This window comes from Actinomyces sp. B33 (genome assembly GCF_028437565.1).
Classification (GTDB): domain Bacteria; phylum Actinomycetota; class Actinomycetes; order Actinomycetales; family Actinomycetaceae; genus Pauljensenia.
Window position 1 is genome coordinate 348,279 of the sequence record NZ_JAMRYR010000001.1, and the last position, 17,645, is coordinate 365,923.

Genomic DNA, 17,645 nt, shown 5'->3' on the forward strand with positions numbered 1-17,645 from the left:
AGGCAACGCGCCTACTGTAATCGTCCACGAGTCGCCGGAGCAAACCACCGCCGAGGCCTCCACCCATGGAACCGATCACAGGAGAGCCGACCGACTCCCACCACCACGTTCATGGCGAGCAGACGCGCGTCGGAGCATCATCGGCATCGTCCCGATCCCATCCGAGCGCTCACGACGAGCAGACCAGCCCGTCCTCGGGCACCCGCCCGCCGACGAGGTACCCCTCGACGGCATCGACGACGCAGGGGTTCGCCAGCTTCGAATAGGCGGTGTGGTCCCACCCCTCGTTCGTCACGAGAACACCGGATTCGAGCTGCTCGGCCAGCGACTGCGCCATGACGTAGGGGGTCGCCGGGTCGTGGGTCGTCCCGATGACGACGACGGGGCCCACCCCCGCCGCCGCGATCGGAGCGCGCGGCGCGTGCTCGGCCGGCCACTGGTCGAGGCCCACCGACGAGTACCCGGCGAAACTCCCGAAGACCCGCAGCTCCTCCTTGAGCCGCTTCGCCTGGGCTTCCCACTCCTCGGGGGTGCCCGCGGGCGGGTAGTCGAGGCTGTTGATCGCGATGAGGGCGTCGGCCGACGTCGACGAGTAGGTCCCGTCAGAGTTGCGGTCGTTGAGGAAGTCCGCGAGGAAGAGCATCTGAGAACCGTCGTTATCGCCGATGGCCTGCCTCATCGCCTCCGTCAGCGCCGAATAGGTCTGCGTCGAGTACATCAGCCCGATGACCGTCGTCAGGGCGAGGTTCTGGGTCAGGGGCCTGTCGGGATCGGAGGTCTCCAGAGGAGAATCCCCCAGGCGCTCGAGGAAGTCGGCGACCTGGGCGACCCCGGCGTCGACGTCCCCCGTGAGGGGGCATCCGGCCGCTGCCTGGCAGTCCTCCACCCAATGCCGGATCGACGCCTCGAACCCCCTCATCTGCAGTTCGGACACCTCGGAGACGCTCAGCGACGGATCCAGGGCGCCGTCGAGGACGAGGCGGCCGGTGGACTGGGGGAACAGCTCGGCGTAGGTGGCCCCGAGGAAGGTCCCGTAGGAGTAGCCGAGGTAGTTGAAGGACTCCTGTCCGAGCAGGGCCCGGACCATGTCGAAGTCCCGCGCGGCCGAGACGGTGTCGATGTGGCGGAACAGGTCGCCGGACAGCTCCCGGCACCCGGCCGCGAGTTCTCGCGTGTTCTCCTCCATCTGGGCGATCCTCGCCCGGGGGTCGTCCTCGCCGGCGGCGACCCTTTCGGCGTTGTGCCGGTCCCGCTGCTCATCGGTCATGCAGACGACCGGGGTGGAGGCTCCGACGCCGCGCGGGTCCAGGGCGACGATGTCGTAGGCGTCGACGAGGGCGTCGCCGAGGTTCTCGCCGACCTGGTGGGTCAGCGACTTGACGGCCGCCCCGCCGGGCCCGCCGAGGTTGTAGAAGAGGGCGGGCGCGCCGTCCCTCCCCGAGCGGTGAACCGCCAGGGACAAGGAGATCTGCTCGCCCCGGGGGTCGTCCCAGTCGAGGGGGGCCGTGACGGTCGCGCACCTGTAGGACGACATGTCGCGGGGGGCGCGCTCGGATTTCGAGGTGATGGCGTCGGGATCGCAGTCCGTCCACTCGATGGTCTGGGCGTAGAAGTCCTCGGCGCCCGCGGCGGCGATCGGGGGCGCGCTCTGCGCGGTGGTCGCGCCCGTGGAGGGGGACGCGGGCCGGACCGGGGAGGAGAACCCCTGCCAGATCATCGCGATGACCATCGTGACGACGATGATGACGGCGAGGACCGAGGCGATGACGATGCCGATGCTGCGCGTTCTCATGTGCGCAGTGTACGAGGGCCCGCCCTCGCGTGCGGATCCGCCTCCTCGCGCGATGCTCAGCCGGAGCCGGCCGAAGACCGACTCGCCCCTCCACGGGAGACCCGGCCGGCGAGAGCGGCGAGCCCCTCGCCGCATCCCGCCGATGCCCGAGCGGCGACCGTTGCTAGCCCGTAATGAAAGGAGTCTCGTGGGAGGTCGTGAAACGGGTCCGACCAGCGGGACCGCCCACGTCCTGGGATCTCACCGTCGTCACGCGCCCGGCCGGGCGGTCCGGCCCCCGCCCGAGCCAGACGATCGGCCGGCTCGACGCCCTTGATCCCGCCGATCCTCCCTAGACCTGGGGGCGCAGGGAGATCGCCATCGCCTCGAGGACGAGGAGCGGGTTCCCGTTGGCCAGGAGCCTGCGGCGCGCGTCCTCGATGGACGCGATCCTCTCCATCGTCTGGCGCGGACGCGAGTCCCCGGCGAGCTCCGCGACGAGGTCGGCGAGATCCGTATTGACGAGCTCCTGGCCCGTGGAGAGCTGGATCATGAGGACGTCCCGGTAGATCGCCAGCAGATCGACGAGGGCGCGGTCGAGGGCGTCGTTGAGGGCCCGCTTCTGCCGGCGCTTCTGGTCCTCCTCCAGTGATCGGAGGAGGCCCCGGGACTGACGGGCCACGGCCTCCCCGTCCTCGACGCCGAGCTGGCGCATGAGCTCGGCCCTCTCGCGGGCGTCCCGCTCGGCCGTCTGGGCCTCGGCCTGCTCCTTCGCGGTCTCCAGGAGCCGATCGGCGGCGAACACGGCTTCGCCGACGGAGCGCACGCGCACGGGCGCGGCGATGATCTCCCGTCGGCGCCGGCGCATCTGCGGATCGCGGGCCAGTGCCCGGGCCAGGCCGATGTGGGACTGGGCGGCTCGGGCCGATTCGAGGGCCGTCGCGGCATCGGCCGCCCCCTCGCGGACGAGGAGGTCGGCGACCGCCTGGGCCCGGGGGATCCGCAACCCCAAATGCCGGCAGCGGGACCGAATCGTCTGGATCATGTCCTCGGGGCTGGGCGCGCACAAGACCCACACGGTCCTCTCGGGCGGCTCCTCGATGGCTTTGAGGAGCGCGTTGGCGCCCTGCTCGTTGAGGCGGTCGGCGTCCTCGACGACGATGACGAGCCAGCGCCCCTGGGAGGGGGCGGACTGGGCCTGGTGGACGAGGCCCCGGGCGGTCTGCGTGGTGATGATCGAGCCCTCGGTGGCGACGAAGCGGACATCGCCGTTCGTGCGGCCCATCGTCGTGCGGCATCCGGGGCACCGGCCGCACCCCGGTTCGGGCCCGGTGCATTGGAGGGCCGCGGCGAAGGCGCGGGCCGCGACGGATCGGCCGGATCCCGGGGGCCCGGTGATGAGCCACGCGTGGCTCATCGACCGCGAATCCGCCGAGGCCGCCCCATTCCGGTCGTCCGTCGCGGGAGCGCCGTCGCCCTCCCCGCGCGGGCCGTCGATGAGAGCCCGGGCTCCGGCGGCGGCCTCGACGAGGACCCTCACCGCCGCCTCCTGCCCGACGAGCTCGCCCCAGACCGGGCCGGGGGCCGTCATAGGAGGCTGCCGTCCTCGGCGGGATCCCACAGGGCGCCCTGGGCCTCGTCGCCGAGGAGGCCCAGCAGGCCCGCGGCCCTGACCGGCGCGGCCGACCCGATCCCCCGCACCGGTTCCTCGACGGGCGCGGCGGCCCGCGGGCCGTCCTGCCGGCCCGTCTCCTCGTCGTCCCCGGAGCCGCGCGCCCCGTCGGCGCCCCGGGCCCCGCTCGGACCGTCCTGGTCGCCGACGGGGGCCGCCGGCGCGAGGCCGAGCTGCGCCCAGCGCTCCTCGAGAACGCCCCGGATCTCGGAGAACACCTCGTCGGGGGTCCCGACCGCGTCGATGACGACGATCCGGTCGGGCTCGGCGTCCGCTAGGCGCAGGTACTCGTGACGGACCCGCTCGTGGAAGTCCCGGGACTCCCGTTCGAGGCGGTCCGGCGCGTCGGTGCGGCGGCGCGCGCCGACCTCGGGCGGCAGATCGAGGAGGAAGGTCAGGGACGGGCGAAGGTCGTTCGTCGCCCACCGGGACAGGGCGGCGATCTCGTCGACGCCGAGATCGCGGGCCGCGCCCTGGTAGGCCAGGGAGGAGTCGATGTACCGGTCCGACAGGACGATCCTCCCCCGGTCGAGGGCGGGGCGCACGACGGTGGCCACGTGGTAGGCGCGGTCGGCGGCGTACAGGAGGGCCTCGGTCCGGGCGTCGACGTCCTCGGGGCCGTTCTGGATGAGGCGGCGCAGGTCATGGCCCAGGGCGGTGCCGCCGGGCTCGCGGGTGACGAGGACGTGGTGGTCGCGCGCCTCGATCCAGGCGCGGACGCGCTGGATCTGGGTGGACTTGCCCGAGCCATCACCGCCCTCGAAAGTGATGAAGACGCCGCCGTCGGCCATCGTGTGCTCCACCTCAGTCAGCTCCATGGGAGAATCCTCGCATGCGCCGCGGGCATCTGAGTCCGCGACCCCGTCTCGCCGACGGGTCCCCCGTCGACCGGCCCGTCACTCCTTCGTCGTCTTCTTCGCCGTCCCGGTCTTCTTCGCGGGCGCCTTCTTCGCGGACGTCTTACGGGCGGTCGACCGAGCCGACGTCTTGCGCTTGGGCGCCGGCCCCTTCGCGCGCTTGTCCGCGAGCAGTTCGAAGGCGCGCTCCTCGGTGAGGTCCTCGACGGATTCGGCGCGCGGCACCGTCACATTCGTCTCCCCGTCGGTGATGTAGGGACCGAAGCGCCCGTCCTTGACGGTGACCTTCTTCTGGGTGACCGGATCGAGCCCGAACTCGCGCAACGGGGGCCGGGCCGCCGCTCGCCCCCGGGCCTTCGGCTGGGCGTAGATCGCGAGGGCCTCGTCGAGGGTGATCGTCAAGAGCTGATCCTCCGAGGACAGCGTCCGCGAATCCGCCCCCTTCTTCAGGTAGGGGCCGTAGCGGCCGTTCTGCGCGGTGATCGCCTCTCCGGTGGCCGGGTCGACCCCGACCTCGCGCGGCAGCGACAGGAGCTTCAGGGCGTCGTCGAGAGAGACGGTCGCCAGGTCCATCGTCTTGAAGAGCGAGGCCGTGCGGGGCTTGGGCTTGGCGGTCTTGCGGCCCTCGGGCGCGTCATCGCCGGCCTCGTCGGGGAGGACCTCGGTGATGTACGGACCGAAACGGCCGTTCTTGGCGACGAGCATGTGACCGGTGGCCGGGTCGACGCCGAGTTCGCGCCCGTCGTCGGCGGCCAGGGCGAAGAGCTCGTCGATCTTCTCGGCGTCGATCTCGTCGGGGGCGAGTTCCGCGGGGATGTTCGCCCGGGTCCCGTCCTCCTTCTCGAGGTAGGGGCCGTAGCGCCCGACGCGCAGGGTGACCCCGCCGCCCATGTCGAGGGAGTTGACGGCGCGCGCGTCGATGTCGTCGCCGAGGGAGGCGACCTGGTGCTGGAGTCCGGAGGAGTCGCCGAGCCCGTTGTCGCCGAGGAAGAACCCCGTGAGGAACCCGGTGCCGTCCTCCTGGCCGGCGGCGATGCGGTCGAGGTCGGACTCCATCGACGCGGTGAAGTCGTAGTCGACGAGGTTCGCCAGGTTCTCCTCGAGCAGGCGCGTGACGGAGAAGGCGAGCCACGTCGGGACGAGGTACTGACCGCGGTGGGTGACGTAGCCGCGATCGGAGATCGTCTGGATCGTCGCGGCGTAGGTCGAGGGCCTGCCGATGCCGAGCTCCTCCATGGTCTTGACGAGGGTGGCCTCCGTGTAGCGGCCGGGGGGCTGGGTCCGATGGCCGTCGGGGGAGGCCTCGCGCACGTCGGCGGCGTCGCCCTCGGCCACGTCGGGCAGGACCTTCTCGGCGTCCTCGCGCTGCTTCTCGGCGTCGTAGCGGCCCTGGTCGCGGCCCTCCTCGTAGGCGAGGCGGAAGCCGGGGGAGGTGATGACGGTGCCGGAGGCCGAGGAGACGACGTCGTGCCGCCCGTCGTCCAGGCTGATGCCGGTGAGCACTCGGATGGTCGCGGTGAAGCCGACGGCGTCTGCCATCTGGGAGGCGACGGTCCTCTTCCAGATGAGGTCGTAGAGGGCGAGCTGGGTGCGCGACAGGTGCGGGGCGACCTGGGCGGGGGTTCGGAAGTGATCGCCGGCGGGGCGGATCGCCTCGTGGGCCTCCTGCGCGCCTTTGGAGGCCTTGCCGTAGACGCGCGGCTCGGCGGCGACGGCGTCCGGGCCGTAGAGCTCGGCGGCCTGGGCGCGGGCGGCCGAGACGGCCTGCGAGGACAGGGCCGTCGAGTCGGTGCGCATGTACGTGATGTAGCCGGACTCGTAGAGGGACTGGGCGGTGCGCATCGTCGAGGACGCGTTCCAGTGGAGCTTGCGGGACGCCTCCTGCTGGAGGGTCGAGGTCGTGAAGGGGGCGGCCGGCCGGCGCCGGTAGGGCTTGTGCGTCACCGAGTCGACGATCGAGGAGGGCGCGGCCGTCAGGGCGTCGGCGATCTCCCGGGCGCGCTCGCCGGTCAGGTGGACGGCTCCGGCCCGCTCGGCCTTGTCCGACAGGGCGCCCTTCTCGGAGAAGTCCGAGCCGGTGGCGACCGCGTGCCCGTCGATCTGCCACACGCGGGCGGTGAATGCCTCCCCCTTGGCCTCGATGGAGGTGTCGATCGACCAGTACTCGGTGGAGACGTGCGCCATGCGGTCGCGCTCCTTGTCGACGACGAGGCGCGTGGCGACGGATTGGACGCGGCCGGCGGACAGGGAGGGGCGGATCTTGCGCCACAGGAGGGGGGAGACCTCGTAGCCGTAGAGGCGGTCGAGGATGCGCCGGGTCTCCTGGGCGTCGACGAGGTTGGTGTCGAGGTCGCGCGTGTTCTCCAGCGCGCGGGCGATGGCCTCGCGGGTGATCTCGTGGAAGACCATGCGCTTGACCGGGATCTTGGGCTTGAGGACCTCGAGGAGGTGCCAGGCGATGGCCTCGCCCTCCCGGTCCTCATCGGTGGCGAGGTAGAGCTCGTCGGCCTCCTTGAGGGCCCGCTTGAGCTCGGCGACCTTCTTCTTCTTGTCGGGGTTGACGGCGTAATAGGGGGTGAAGCCGTGCTCGACGTCGACGGCGAAGCGGCCGAAGGGGCCCTTCTTCATCTCGGTGGGCAGTTCCTTGGGCTGGGGGAGGTCTCGGATGTGCCCGATGGACGCGGTGACGTGGTAGTCGGGTCCGAGATAGCCCTCGATGGTCGACGCCTTCGCGGGGGACTCCACGATGACCAGCTTCGACGCTGCCATGTTCCTGACCTTCCGATTCTCCTGCGGGCGAGGTGGGATCCCCGACGCCGTCGGCCAGGCCCGGTGCGATCCCGATGCCCCGCCGTTGCCCGACCTTACATCGGACCGTCGGCATCTGGAGCCCGGGGCCCTCCGCCCTGCGCGTCGCCCCGGCGGTCTCCCCTCCCCTCAGCACCCCGACCTCTCCACGCTCCTCTCCCCCGAAAACGAACATTTCCTACCGAAAACAGCCCTCGAAATTCGTTTTCCGGGGAAATCGTTCGTCGGAGCCCCCGTCAAGACCCGCGGGAGCGGCGACACCGGCCCCGGCCGCGTCCCCGCATCGAGCGGGCCCTCACCTCATCCGCCGGGCCGCCCGCGCCGACCCCAGCGCCGCCCCGACCAGGGCGAGGACGCCGAGCCCCGCGCTCATGACGACGACCGGCCCGAGCCTCGTCGGATCCGACCACGCGATCCACCCCCACCCCGCCGGAGCCCCCAGCCACAGCCAAGAGGCGGAGAGGGCCTCGTTGCCGCAGACCACGGCCGCAGAGAGTACTGCGAAGAACCCGAGGGCCGACGCCCAGGGGGCGCCCACCGCCTCGGCGCACGCCCACCCGGCGGCGGCGCACATCACCGACACCGCTGTCAGGACCAGGGCCCCGACCGCCGATCGAGCGCCGAGAACCGCCAGGCCCGCCGAGGAGACCGCCATGAGGAACGCCCCCGCGCAGCACGCCCACGCGACGAGGACCCTCCAGGGGCGGACGCGCAGGACGAGGCCGCGCCACGCCCCCTCGAACGCCGTCCACGAGGTGACTCCGACGACGAAGCCCGCCGTCGGCATGCCGAGAAGGGCGAGCGCCCCCACGCCGGTGGCCCGCGGATAGACCCGGGCCACTGCCAGGACCGCGAAGAGGACGAGTGCGAGCATCGTCCACGCCGGCCACGGCAGGACGGCGGCGACGGCCCGCAACGACCGGACCCGTCCGCGCGGGCCGACCCCGGCGACGACCGAGGGGATCCGGCTCGGCTCCGTCGCGGCGACGACCGAGGGGAACCGGCGCGGTCCCGTCGCGGCGGCGCCGGCGAGTCCGACGCTCGCCCCCGGGGAGCCGAGGCCGCGAGCGCCGACAGAGGCCCGGGCCTCGCCGCCGGCATCAGTCCCGCGCCCCGCCAGGCGCTCGACAGCAGGCCCAGGCCCGGCACCGGCCCCGCACCCCACCGGACGCCCGGCGCGGACCTCGGACTCCCCCGAACCCCCGCCGGCGACGCCCCGCGCCCGCAGGCGACGTGCCCGCAGGCCCCGCATCCACTGCGCCCGCGCCCACCCCGGCAGAAAGAGCGAGCCTCTCGCCTCGACGCCCCGCATCACCCCGTCCGCCGCGAGGACGCAGACGACGAGGACCGCGCACAGGCCCGCCTGGAGGAGCACCCCCGGCGCCACGGGGTACTCCCACGCCGGCGCCCCCTCCTCCAGGACGACCGAGTTCGAGTGGGTGCCGAGCAGCGGCAGCATCGGCCGCACCGCCCACGTCCACGGCCGCAGCGCCCAGTCGTCGGCCTCGGCCCCCACGGCCCCGGCGAACGACCACGCGAAGGCGCCGACAACCGCGGCCCCCGTGCCCGTTCCTCCCGCGACCCTCGCCGCGAGGACTCCCCCGGCGGCCCCGGAGGAGCCCACGGCCCACATGACGGCGACGAGCGGCAGCCACCGGTCGACCGGCCCCCATCCGGCCCCCATGACGAGGGCGTGGCCGACGACGAGGCCGATGACGACCGCCTGGGAGGCGAGCATCGCCGAGGACAGGACCGCGAGCCGAGCGAGGAGGACCCGGGTCGGCGACACGTCCCGCCACAGGGCGCCGCCGTGGCGCTGGTGCTGCTCGCGCCATTGGCAGGCCCCGCCGACGAGGGCGGAGATCGGGAGGAGGAAGCCGATCGCGTAGAACGACAGCCATCCGAGGACGTCGCCGTCCCACCTGCCCTCGGAAGAGGCCAGGCCCGAGCTCTGGGCGGCGGTGGCCAGCCAGAGGCACCACAGGGTGAAGCCGATGGGCAGGAGCAGCGACCACCAGGTGAAGGTGCCGCGGTGGCGGACGACCTCGGCGCGAAGGATCCTCGGGGCACTCATTTCGCCTCCCCCCTCTCGTCCGACTCCCCTGTCGTCGGTTCGGGGGTGGAGCCCTGAGAACGCGAAGAAGAGGCGCCAACGGACTCCCCTCTCGTCGGCGCGGGTCCGGAGGTCAGCGCGAGGTAGGCCTCTTCGAGCCCGACGGCGTCGTCCGGGTCGGCCAGGTCCGACAGCGGCCCCTCGTGGACGAGGCGCCCGTGGGCGAGGACGCCGACGTCGTCGGCCATGCGGACCATCTCCCCGAGCTGGTGGCTGGAGACGACGACGGTTCGCCCGTCTCGGGCCAGGTCGATGAGCATCTCGCGCAGGTCGATGACGCCCTGGGGATCGAGGCCGTTCTGGGGCTCGTCGAGGAGGAGGATGTCGGGGTCGGCGAGGAGGGCGATGGCCAGGGCGAGCCGCATCTTCATCCCGGTCGACATCCTCCGGGCGCGGGTCCGTCCCGCGCCCGACAGGCCGACGGCGTCGAGGAGGGGGTCGATAGCCGAGGGGTCGGTGCCGGTGAGGTGGGCGTGGACGAGGAGGTTGCGCCGCGCGTCGAGGTGGGGGAAGAGGGCGGGCCCGTTGATCGAGGCGCCGATGCGGCCGAGGGCCTCGCGGGTCCAGGGCCTCCCGTCGACGAGGACGACGCCGGCGTCGGGGCGGTGGAGTCCCAGGGCGATGGAGAGGGCGGTGGATTTGCCGGCGCCGTTGGGTCCCAGGAGGGCGTAGACGCGTCCGGGGCGGGCGGTGAGGTCGAGGCCGGAGAGGATCCGGTGGGAGCCGAAGGACTTGTCGATCCCGCGCAGTTCGAGGCCCGGGGTCGGGGTCTCGGGGTCGGTGCGGGTCGGGGTGCCGGGGCCGCCGGTGCGGGTCGGGGTCGCCGGACCCGCGGGGGTCGACAGGCCGGTGGGGATACCGTGCCCGCCTGCGGAGGCTGGGATGGCCGCTGGACCCGCGGGGGTCGACAGGCCGGTGGGGGCGATGGGGCCGGTATCGGCGTCGAGAGCGGTAGGGCCGGCCGGGGTCGTCGGATCCGCGGGGATGCCGGGGGCGATGGGGGACGTCGGGCTCCGGTGGGACCGGATACGGGTTCTCGTGTTCATGCGTCCACGATCCCCGTTGGGAGGGCGGGGCGGATCCCCCGTGGGGCGGATTCCTCGGGCGGCCGCGGGCGGGCGCCTCCTCCCTCGGGGGGAGGCGGGCCGCGTCCGGCTCAGCGGCCCTCCCCTCTCCCCTGCCATTACCCCCGAAAACGAACGCTTCCCACGAAAAACAGGCCCGAAATTTCGTTATCCGGGGAAATCACCGGAGGGCAAGGGCACGGCGCCGGGGTCGGCCAGACCCACCCGATAGGCGTGGACGATGAGCTCGACCCGATTCGAGGTCCCCGTCTTGCCCAGGAGGGACGTGACATGCGTCTTGACGGTCGACTCCGCCATGAAGAGCCTCTCCCCCACGGCCCGATTCGACAGCCCCTCGCACACCAGCGCCAGCACGTCCTCCTCGCGGGCGGTCAACGGCTCGTGGAGGCCCCGGCCCTCATGGCGGGGTCCCCGCGCGCGGGCGACCCCCCGCTCCTCGCAGGCCTCGGCCGCATCGGGGGCCTCGGCCCCGTCGTCCTCGGACTCGCCGAGGCGCGCGAGGACGATCCCGGTGACCGCGGGGTCGAGCCAGGACCCGCCGGAGGCGACGACCCGGACCGCCTCGACGAGGACGCCCGGATCGACATCCTTGAGGAGGAACCCGTTGGCGCCGGCACGCAGGGCCTCGAGGACGAGGCCCTCGTCGTCGAAGGTCGTCAGGACGAGGACGGGCAGGTCGCGCAGACGCGTGTCGGCGCGGATCGCCCGGGTGGCGGCGATGCCGTCCATGACGGGCATGCGGATGTCCATGAGGACGATCGAGGCGCCCACCCGGGGGAGGACGTCGAGGGCGTCGGCCCCCGTGGGTGCCTGGGCGACGACCTCGATGCCGTCGTGGGCGTCGAGGAGCATGGCGAAGGAGGCGCGCACGAGGCGCTGGTCGTCGACGACGACGGCGCGGATGTCGGTCACGGGCGGGGCTCCTCGTGTCGTCGGGCGGCGGGCAGGCGCAGGTCGAGGGTGAAGACGCGCCCTCCGGGGTCCGGGGAGGCGTCGAGGGTCCCGCCGGCGAGGGCGATCCGCTCGGCGAGGCCGATGAGTCCGGTCCCCCGGGAGCCCCGTCGGCCGGTCCGTGCGGGCAGGGGGTTGGTCAGGAGGAGCCTGGCCCCGTCGGGCGCGCAGGTCAGGCGCACGCAGGCGGTCCCGTCCCCGTGGCGGATCGCGTTGGTCAGCCCCTCCTGGAGGGCGCGCACGAGGGCCAGGCGGGTCGTGGCCGGCCAGGTCGCCACGACGGAGTCGAGCTCGTCGGGGTCGGGGAGGGCGGCGTCGAGGACGAGGCCGGCGCGCCGGGCATTGTCGACGGCGGCGAGGAGGGCCCGGGGGTCGGCGGTGGGGGCGGTGGGGGAGTCGGCGTCGCGCAGGGCGCGCACGAGGTCGCGGACCTCGGCGAGGGAGGTGCGGGCGGTCGAGGCGATGGAGGAGAGGGCGTCGTCTCGGTGGGCGTCGGTGCCGACGGCGAGGACGGTGGAGGCCTGGACGGCGATGGAGGTGAGGCCGTGCCCGAGGAGGTCGTGGAGCTCGCGCGCGATGCGCAGGCGCTCGGCCGCCGAGGCCTCGTCCTTCTCCCGGTCGAGCCGCTCCTCGACGGCGAGGGCGCGGCTGCGGCGCCTGGAGGCGTCGATGGCGACGAGGAGGACGGCGAGGACGCCGAGCAGGGCGAGGCCCCCCGAGACGGACCACAGGTTGAGGGCCTGGGCCTGCGGGGAGCCGGTGAGGAGCATCCCGCGGCGCAGGGGGGAGGCCGGGGAGACGACGAGCAGGTCGATGGGCGCGAGGACGGCGCCGACGACCGCCCAGGCGAGGGCCGCTGCGCCGTATCGGCGGTCGGGGATCCAGCGGATGGCGGCGTGGAGGGAGGGCAGGGCGGTCAGGAGGATCGGGGAGAACCCGAGCCACAGTGACGAGCGGGCGATGACGACGGCGTAGGCGAGGAGGCCGAGGATGGTCACGGCCAGGGAGGCGATGGGCGCGGTCTTGCGGGCCCATTGGGCGCAGCCGATGACGACGGCGAGGGCGGTCGATGCCAGGAGCGCCGGGTGGGGGCCGTAGTCCCCGATGAGCGAGGCGTCGACGGCAGCGATGGCGAGGCAGCCGGCGGCGAGGAGGGCGTCGATGACGGAGGGGGCGCGGGGCGAGCGGGCGGGACCGACGAGGCGGGCGCCGCGCCGCCAGTCGAGGGCGCGCTCAAGCGCCGGGGGCGTCTCGTTCATAGCCCTCCTCTCCTCTCACCGTTCCCCCGAAAACGAACATTTCCCACCAAAAACAGCCCCTAAATTTCGTTTTCCGGGGATATTACTGGCCGGTGGCGACGGAGAGCATTCCGGCGCGGATCAGGTCGCGCAGCACCGGGCCGACCTCGTCCCGCACCTCGTCGGGCGCCCGGTCGGTGAGGAGGGCGACGGCGGCAGCGATCTGCCCGCACGTCAGCTCCCCATCGCAGGCGCCGACGACGGCCGAGGCGGCGGTCCCCACCCGGATCGACCGGCCCAGGGCGGCCCCCTGGTGGAGGATCATCACCGTCGGGTCCGGGCTTCCGGGCACGTAGTGGCGCTCCTCGGTGACGTCGGGGGCGCGCACGAGGACGAGACCCCACAGATCCTCCGGCAGCCGAAGCGCGTCGAGGGCGCGTTCGGCATCGGCGCCGACCGGGGCCGCCCCGGTGATCTGGAAGTCGTAGGACCGCACCCCCTGTCCGGCGCCATCCCCCGCGTCCGCGGCCCCGGCCTCGTCGATGCGGCGCACGGCGATGAACCCCATGCCGACGGCCCCGACCCCGGCGCGCGCGAAGTCCGCGAGCCACCTCTCGTAGGTCCGCTCGTAGGCCTCGCGCCCATCGAGGTGGGAGCCCCCGTCGCGGATCCACATCTCGACGTAGCGGGCGGTGTCGACGACGTCGCGCTGGACGACCCAGGCGTCCACCGGCAGGTCCTCGAGCCATCGGTCGATGCGCGCCGACCAGTCGGCGTCGGGGTCCGCGTCGGCGGGGATCTCCCAGTTCGCGAGCATCTGGAGGACTCCCCCGGCGGTCAGGCGCGCGGGGGCCTGGCGGATCAGGGTCTCGACGAGGCGGTCGCGGCTCATGCCGGCGTCGCGGTATTCGAGGACGCCGACGCCGCCCGAGGAGCGCACAGACTCGGGGGTGATGACGAAGGGCGGGTTCGTCACGATGAGGTCGAAGGCCTCGTCGGCGACAGGTTCGAAGAGGGAGCCGACGCGCACGTCGAGGCTGACCCCGTTGAGGGCGGCGTTGAAGCTGGTGAAGGCGCAGGCCCGCTCGGACAGGTCGGTGGCGACGACCCGGTCGGCGTGGGAGGCCAGGGCGAGGGCCTGGATGCCGCATCCGCAGCCGAGGTCGAGGGCGGAGCCGACGGGCCGGCGGATCGTCAGGGCGAGGAGGGATCGGGTCGCCCCTCCCACGCCCATGACGTGATCGGGCGCCAGGGGCCGGCCGGTCTGGGCCTGGCCGAGGTCGGAGGCGATCCACCAGGTGCGGGGGCGCGCGCCGCCGGGGGCCTCGGGTTCGGGCGGTTCGACGTCGTGGGGCCGCAGGTCGACGAGGGGGATCAGGCCGCGGCTGGGGTGGGTTCCGGCGGCGGGGGTGTCCGGGGAGGGGGCGCGTTCGGCCGGCGGCTGGGCGGCCAGTCCCAGGCGGATCGCTCCGGCGGCGCCGAGGCCGGGCAGGGCGGCGTCGAGGGAGTCGGCGGTCTCGGCGGCGCCCAGGAGGAAGAAGCGGGTGAGGATGGCGGCGGGCTCGTCGCGCCCGTCGAGTTCGACGAGGGCGGGGACCCGCTGGGCGCGGTCGAGCGCGTCGCGCGCGGTGTCGGACAGGAGGGCGTCGATCGAGGCGCCCGTCCAGTCCGCGGCGACGAGGTCGGCGCGCAGGGCCTCGATGAGGTCCGCGTCGAGCGCGGGCACGGGGGTCTGGGTCATGGGCCTCAGCCTACGAGGGCCCGCCCCGACTGGAAAACACGGGTTTTCTCTGAGGTATTCCGAGGATCCGATCAAGGCTGCATCCCATCCTCCCCGCGAAAGAAAAACTCTCATGGCCTTCGACTCCCTCGCACGAAACGCGGTCGTGTTCTGACCGGCGTCGTCCTCATCGCCCTCATCGGCGCCGGCGCCTCGGCCGGAAAGGATGATCCCGAGCCTCCTGCCGAGTCTCCGGCAGCGGTCGTGTCGATCCCCTTGCCGCCAGACTCGCAGAAGAAGGAATCGGCACGGAAGGAGCGCGAGAAGAAAGCCCGGAAGGCCCGGGAAGAGGCGCGCAGGGCCGCGGAGGAGGCAGCCGCGAAACAGGCGGCGGCCGAACAAGCAGCCGCCGAACAGGCCGTGGCCGAGCAAGCCGCAGCCGAGCAGGCTCTTGCCCCCGTCGTCGAGGCCCCGCCGGCCCCCGAACCGAGTGCGTATTACGCGAACTGCAGCGAGGCCCGAGCTGCGGGCGCCGCGCCCCTGGACGCCGGCGAGCCGGGGTACGCCCCTCGACTCGACCGCGACAAGGACGGCGTGGCCTGCGAGTAGCCTCCCGCGGGCGACCCCACCCGCGGGAGGCACCGCCGATTCCCCAGGTGCGGGCGCGCGGGCGCACAATGGTGGAGGAGTCCTCATCCCCCCTCCCGCCGGCCCGGCCGGCGCCTCGTCGACACCGCGAAGGAGCCGTCATGCGGGCACTGCGCAAGACCACCTCGGGCCCTGGCCTCGACCTGTGCGAGATCCCCGAGCCGACCCCCGGATTCGGCGAGGTCAAGATCCGCGTCCAGCGGGCGGGACTGTGCGGCACCGACGTCCACCTCTTCAACTGGGACGGGGGCGCCCCCGGATCGCTGACGCCCCCGCAGACCCTCGGGCACGAGTTCTGCGGCGAGATCACTCAGATCGGGCCGGGCGTGGCCGAGGGCTTCGCCCGCGATGAGCTCCACGTCGGCCAGCGCGTCAGCGTCGAAGGGCACATCGTGTGCGGCCGGTGCCGCAACTGCCGGGCGGGCCGGCGCCACATGTGCATCCGCACGATCGGCATCGGCGTCAACCGCGACGGCGGATTCGCCGACTACGTCGTCGTCCCGGCCGGGAACGTGTGGGCCCAGCCCTCGTCCATCGACCCCGAGCTCGGCGCCCTCTTCGACCCGCTGGGCAACGCCGTCCACTCGTGCCAGCAGATCGAGATGACCGGTCAGGACGTCCTCGTCACCGGGGCCGGCCCCATCGGCATCATGTGCGTGGCCCTCGCCAAGCACGCCGGAGCCCGCCACGTCGTCGTCACCGACCTCCAGGCCGACCGCCTGGCCCTGGCCGAGCGGGCCGGCGCCGACGTCGCCCTCAATATCACCGAGCGCACCCTCCCCGAGGTCATGGCCGACCTCGGGATCCGCGAGGGCTTCGACGCCGGGCTTGAGATGTCCGGCGCCCCGGGCGGGTTGTCGACGCTCATCGAGCACTGCACGCACGGGGCGACGATCGCCCTGCTCGGCCTGCCCAAGGGCGCCTTCCCCGTCGACTGGGGGAAGGTCATCACGCGGATGCTGACCATCAAGGGCGTCTACGGGCGCGAGATGTTCGACACCTGGTACCTCGCGACCTACATGATGGAGACCTCCGAGCCCCTGCGGGACTCGGTCCGCTCGATCATCACCCACCGCTTCGCCCCCGAGCAGTGGCAGGAGGCGTTCGCGGCCGCCGCCTCCGGGACCGCCGGGAAGGTGATCCTCGACTGGGAGGCGTGATGCGCCCGGCCACCGCCCGTCCGCCGATGAAACCGGGGAGCCCGATCTCACGAGGCGCAGCACGCAGGGCTCGAAGGCGCACGTCGGCTTCCGAACCGCGGTTTTCGAGGCAGGCCACGGCCGACCCTTGATGGTGGGCCTCGCGCTGCGAACCTCCGCATCGAGGAGCGGCATCGAGAGAGCACCGACCCGAACCTGAAGACTCTGCCCGCTCCCCGGGGAGTGGGCAACGAGGCCCCGAGGCCACTGCCCAACCGCCATCGGCATGACACAGTTGAGGCTGACCACCCGAACCAGACGGTCGAGAAGAGCCCCCTGGGTCTCTTGTCGCCAGCACTGCCATCATCCCAGGAATCTGAGACTCCGCCCCCGGGGCGGAGCGCGAAGGAGCAGCACCATGGACACCCTGACCCCCGCCCTCGAAGCCGCCCTCGACGAGATCCGCGAGGCCGGCCTGTACAAGTCCGAGCGCGAGATCCTCGGCCGCCAGGGCCCCGCCGTCGAGACCGGTGCCGGCACCGCCCTGAACTTCTGCGCGAACAACTACCTCGGTCTGGCGGGCGACCCCCGCCCCGCCGAGGCCGCGAAGGCCGCCCTCGACCGGTGGGGCTTCGGCATGAGCTCCGTGCGCTTCATCTGCGGGACGCAGGACCAGCATCGCGCCCTCGAACGCGAGATCGCCTCCTTCCTCGGCACCGAGGACGCGATCCTCTTCTCCAGCTGCTTCGACGCCAACGGCGGGATCTTCGAAGCCCTGTTCACCGCCGCCGACGCCATCGTCTCCGACGAGCTCAACCACGCGTCGCTCATCGACGGCATCCGCCTGTGCAAGGCCGCCCGCTACCGCTACCGCAACGCCGACCTCGACGACCTGCGCGCCCAACTGACCGCCGCCCGCGACGCCGGGGCCGAGCAGGTCGTCGTCGTCACCGACGGCGTGTTCTCCATGGACGGCTCCTACGCCCCTCTACCGGGCATCTGCGATCTCGCCGAGGAGTTCCGCGCGCTCGTCATGGTCGACGATTCGCACGCCACCGGCTTCGTCGGCGCGGGTGGGCGGGGCACTCCCGAGCTCTTCGGCGTCGCCGATCGGGTCGACATCCTCACCGGCACCCTCGGCAAGGCCCTGGGAGGGGCCTCGGGGGGCTACGTCGCAGCCGGCCGGGCGGTCGTCGACATGCTGCGCCAAAGGGCCCGCCCCTACCTCTTCTCCAACACCCTCGCCCCGGCCGTCGTCGCCGGATCGCGGGAGGCCCTGCGGATCGCGGCGGACGCCGACGACGCGAGGGAGCACCTGGCCGACATGTCGGCGCTGTTCCGCTCGCTCATGTCCGAGGCGGGCTTCGAGCTGCTGCCCGGCTCGCACCCGATCCACGCCGTGATGTTCCCCGGCGAGGACGGCGCGCGCGCGGCGGGCACGATCGCGGCGCGGATGCTCGACCTGGGCGTGTACGTCACGGCGTTCTCCTTCCCCGTCGTCCCGCGCGGCAGGGCCCGGATCCGCGTGCAGCTGTCGGCGGCCCACTCACGCGAGGACGTCCTGGCCTGCGTCGACGCGTTCATCCGGGCGCGCGACGAGGTCGTCGCCCAGGCTTAACGTCGATCCACGCGCATCCTGAGGC

The 17,645-nt window shown here is 73.0% G+C and carries 12 protein-coding genes; 3 read left to right on the forward strand and 9 right to left on the reverse strand.

Going from position 1 to position 17,645, the window contains the following annotated elements; translation table 11 throughout:
- Positions 1 to 169: 169 nt before the first annotated feature.
- The 9 genes from M3T53_RS01510 to M3T53_RS01550 form a co-directional block, all read right to left on the reverse strand.
- Positions 170 to 1,792 carry an alpha/beta hydrolase gene (locus M3T53_RS01510; protein WP_272432671.1) on the reverse strand — a complete coding sequence of 541 codons (1,623 nt, stop codon included), beginning with the start codon at positions 1,790 to 1,792 and terminating at the stop codon, positions 170 to 172.
- A gap of 331 nt (positions 1,793 to 2,123) precedes the next feature.
- Positions 2,124 to 3,362, reverse strand: coding sequence for a DNA polymerase III subunit delta' (locus M3T53_RS01515; protein WP_272432672.1), 1,239 nt, complete (start codon positions 3,360 to 3,362; stop codon positions 2,124 to 2,126).
- Positions 3,359 to 4,234, reverse strand: a complete 876-nt coding sequence (tmk, locus tag M3T53_RS01520; protein ID WP_272432870.1) for a dTMP kinase — start codon at positions 4,232 to 4,234, stop codon at positions 3,359 to 3,361. Before tmk ends, M3T53_RS01515 begins: the two co-directional genes overlap by 4 nt.
- 105 nt (positions 4,235 to 4,339) lie before the next feature.
- The gene (gene topA, locus M3T53_RS01525) at positions 4,340 to 7,069 is read right to left on the reverse strand and encodes a type I DNA topoisomerase (protein ID WP_272432673.1); all 2,730 of its coding nucleotides are present in this window, start codon (positions 7,067 to 7,069) and stop codon (positions 4,340 to 4,342) included.
- Between the two features lie 334 nt (positions 7,070 to 7,403).
- On the reverse strand, positions 7,404 to 9,182 hold the full coding sequence (locus tag M3T53_RS01530; protein WP_272432674.1) for a hypothetical protein: 1,779 nt from the start codon (positions 9,180 to 9,182) through the stop codon (positions 7,404 to 7,406).
- Positions 9,179 to 10,267 (reverse strand): ABC transporter ATP-binding protein, encoded by a 1,089-nt coding sequence (locus M3T53_RS01535; RefSeq protein WP_272432675.1) that lies wholly within the window; start codon positions 10,265 to 10,267, stop codon positions 9,179 to 9,181. Before M3T53_RS01535 ends, M3T53_RS01530 begins: the two co-directional genes overlap by 4 nt.
- Before the next feature lie 186 nt (positions 10,268 to 10,453).
- Positions 10,454 to 11,218, reverse strand: coding sequence for a response regulator transcription factor (locus tag M3T53_RS01540; RefSeq protein WP_272432676.1), 765 nt, complete (start codon positions 11,216 to 11,218; stop codon positions 10,454 to 10,456).
- Positions 11,215 to 12,516 (reverse strand): sensor histidine kinase, encoded by a 1,302-nt coding sequence (locus tag M3T53_RS01545; protein ID WP_272432677.1) that lies wholly within the window; start codon positions 12,514 to 12,516, stop codon positions 11,215 to 11,217. The genes M3T53_RS01540 and M3T53_RS01545 overlap by 4 nt, the downstream gene beginning before the upstream one ends.
- Positions 12,517 to 12,598: 82 nt before the next feature.
- The gene (locus M3T53_RS01550) at positions 12,599 to 14,236 is read right to left on the reverse strand and encodes a methyltransferase (protein ID WP_272432678.1); all 1,638 of its coding nucleotides are present in this window, start codon (positions 14,234 to 14,236) and stop codon (positions 12,599 to 12,601) included.
- Positions 14,237 to 14,479: 243 nt separating this feature from the next.
- Here M3T53_RS01550 and M3T53_RS01555 point away from each other — a divergent pair, with 243 nt between their 5' ends.
- The 3 genes from M3T53_RS01555 to M3T53_RS01565 all read left to right on the forward strand — a co-directional run bounded on the left by M3T53_RS01555 (position 14,480) and on the right by M3T53_RS01565 (position 17,620).
- Positions 14,480 to 14,824: an excalibur calcium-binding domain-containing protein gene (locus M3T53_RS01555; RefSeq protein WP_272432679.1), complete on the forward strand. Its 345-nt coding sequence runs from the start codon at positions 14,480 to 14,482 to the stop codon at positions 14,822 to 14,824.
- Positions 14,825 to 14,964: 140 nt separating this feature from the next.
- Positions 14,965 to 16,023: an L-threonine 3-dehydrogenase gene (gene tdh / locus M3T53_RS01560; RefSeq protein WP_272432680.1), complete on the forward strand. Its 1,059-nt coding sequence runs from the start codon at positions 14,965 to 14,967 to the stop codon at positions 16,021 to 16,023.
- Positions 16,024 to 16,420: 397 nt separating this feature from the next.
- Positions 16,421 to 17,620: a glycine C-acetyltransferase gene (locus tag M3T53_RS01565; RefSeq protein WP_272432681.1), complete on the forward strand. Its 1,200-nt coding sequence runs from the start codon at positions 16,421 to 16,423 to the stop codon at positions 17,618 to 17,620.
- Positions 17,621 to 17,645 lie beyond the last annotated feature (25 nt).

Coding starts and splice junctions, on each gene's coding strand:
- M3T53_RS01510 (WP_272432671.1), bottom strand. CDS start 1,792: ATGAGAACGCGCAGCATCGGCATCGTCATCGCCTCGGTCCTCGCCGTC.
- M3T53_RS01515 (WP_272432672.1), bottom strand. CDS start 3,362: ATGACGGCCCCCGGCCCGGTCTGGGGCGAGCTCGTCGGGCAGGAGGCG.
- tmk (WP_272432870.1), bottom strand. CDS start 4,234: ATGGCCGACGGCGGCGTCTTCATCACTTTCGAGGGCGGTGATGGCTCG.
- topA (WP_272432673.1), bottom strand. CDS start 7,069: ATGGCAGCGTCGAAGCTGGTCATCGTGGAGTCCCCCGCGAAGGCGTCG.
- M3T53_RS01530 (WP_272432674.1), bottom strand. CDS start 9,182: ATGAGTGCCCCGAGGATCCTTCGCGCCGAGGTCGTCCGCCACCGCGGC.
- M3T53_RS01535 (WP_272432675.1), bottom strand. CDS start 10,267: ATGAACACGAGAACCCGTATCCGGTCCCACCGGAGCCCGACGTCCCCC.
- M3T53_RS01545 (WP_272432677.1), bottom strand. CDS start 12,516: ATGAACGAGACGCCCCCGGCGCTTGAGCGCGCCCTCGACTGGCGGCGC.
- M3T53_RS01550 (WP_272432678.1), bottom strand. CDS start 14,236: ATGACCCAGACCCCCGTGCCCGCGCTCGACGCGGACCTCATCGAGGCC.
- tdh (WP_272432680.1), top strand. CDS start 14,965: ATGCGGGCACTGCGCAAGACCACCTCGGGCCCTGGCCTCGACCTGTGC.
- M3T53_RS01565 (WP_272432681.1), top strand. CDS start 16,421: ATGGACACCCTGACCCCCGCCCTCGAAGCCGCCCTCGACGAGATCCGC.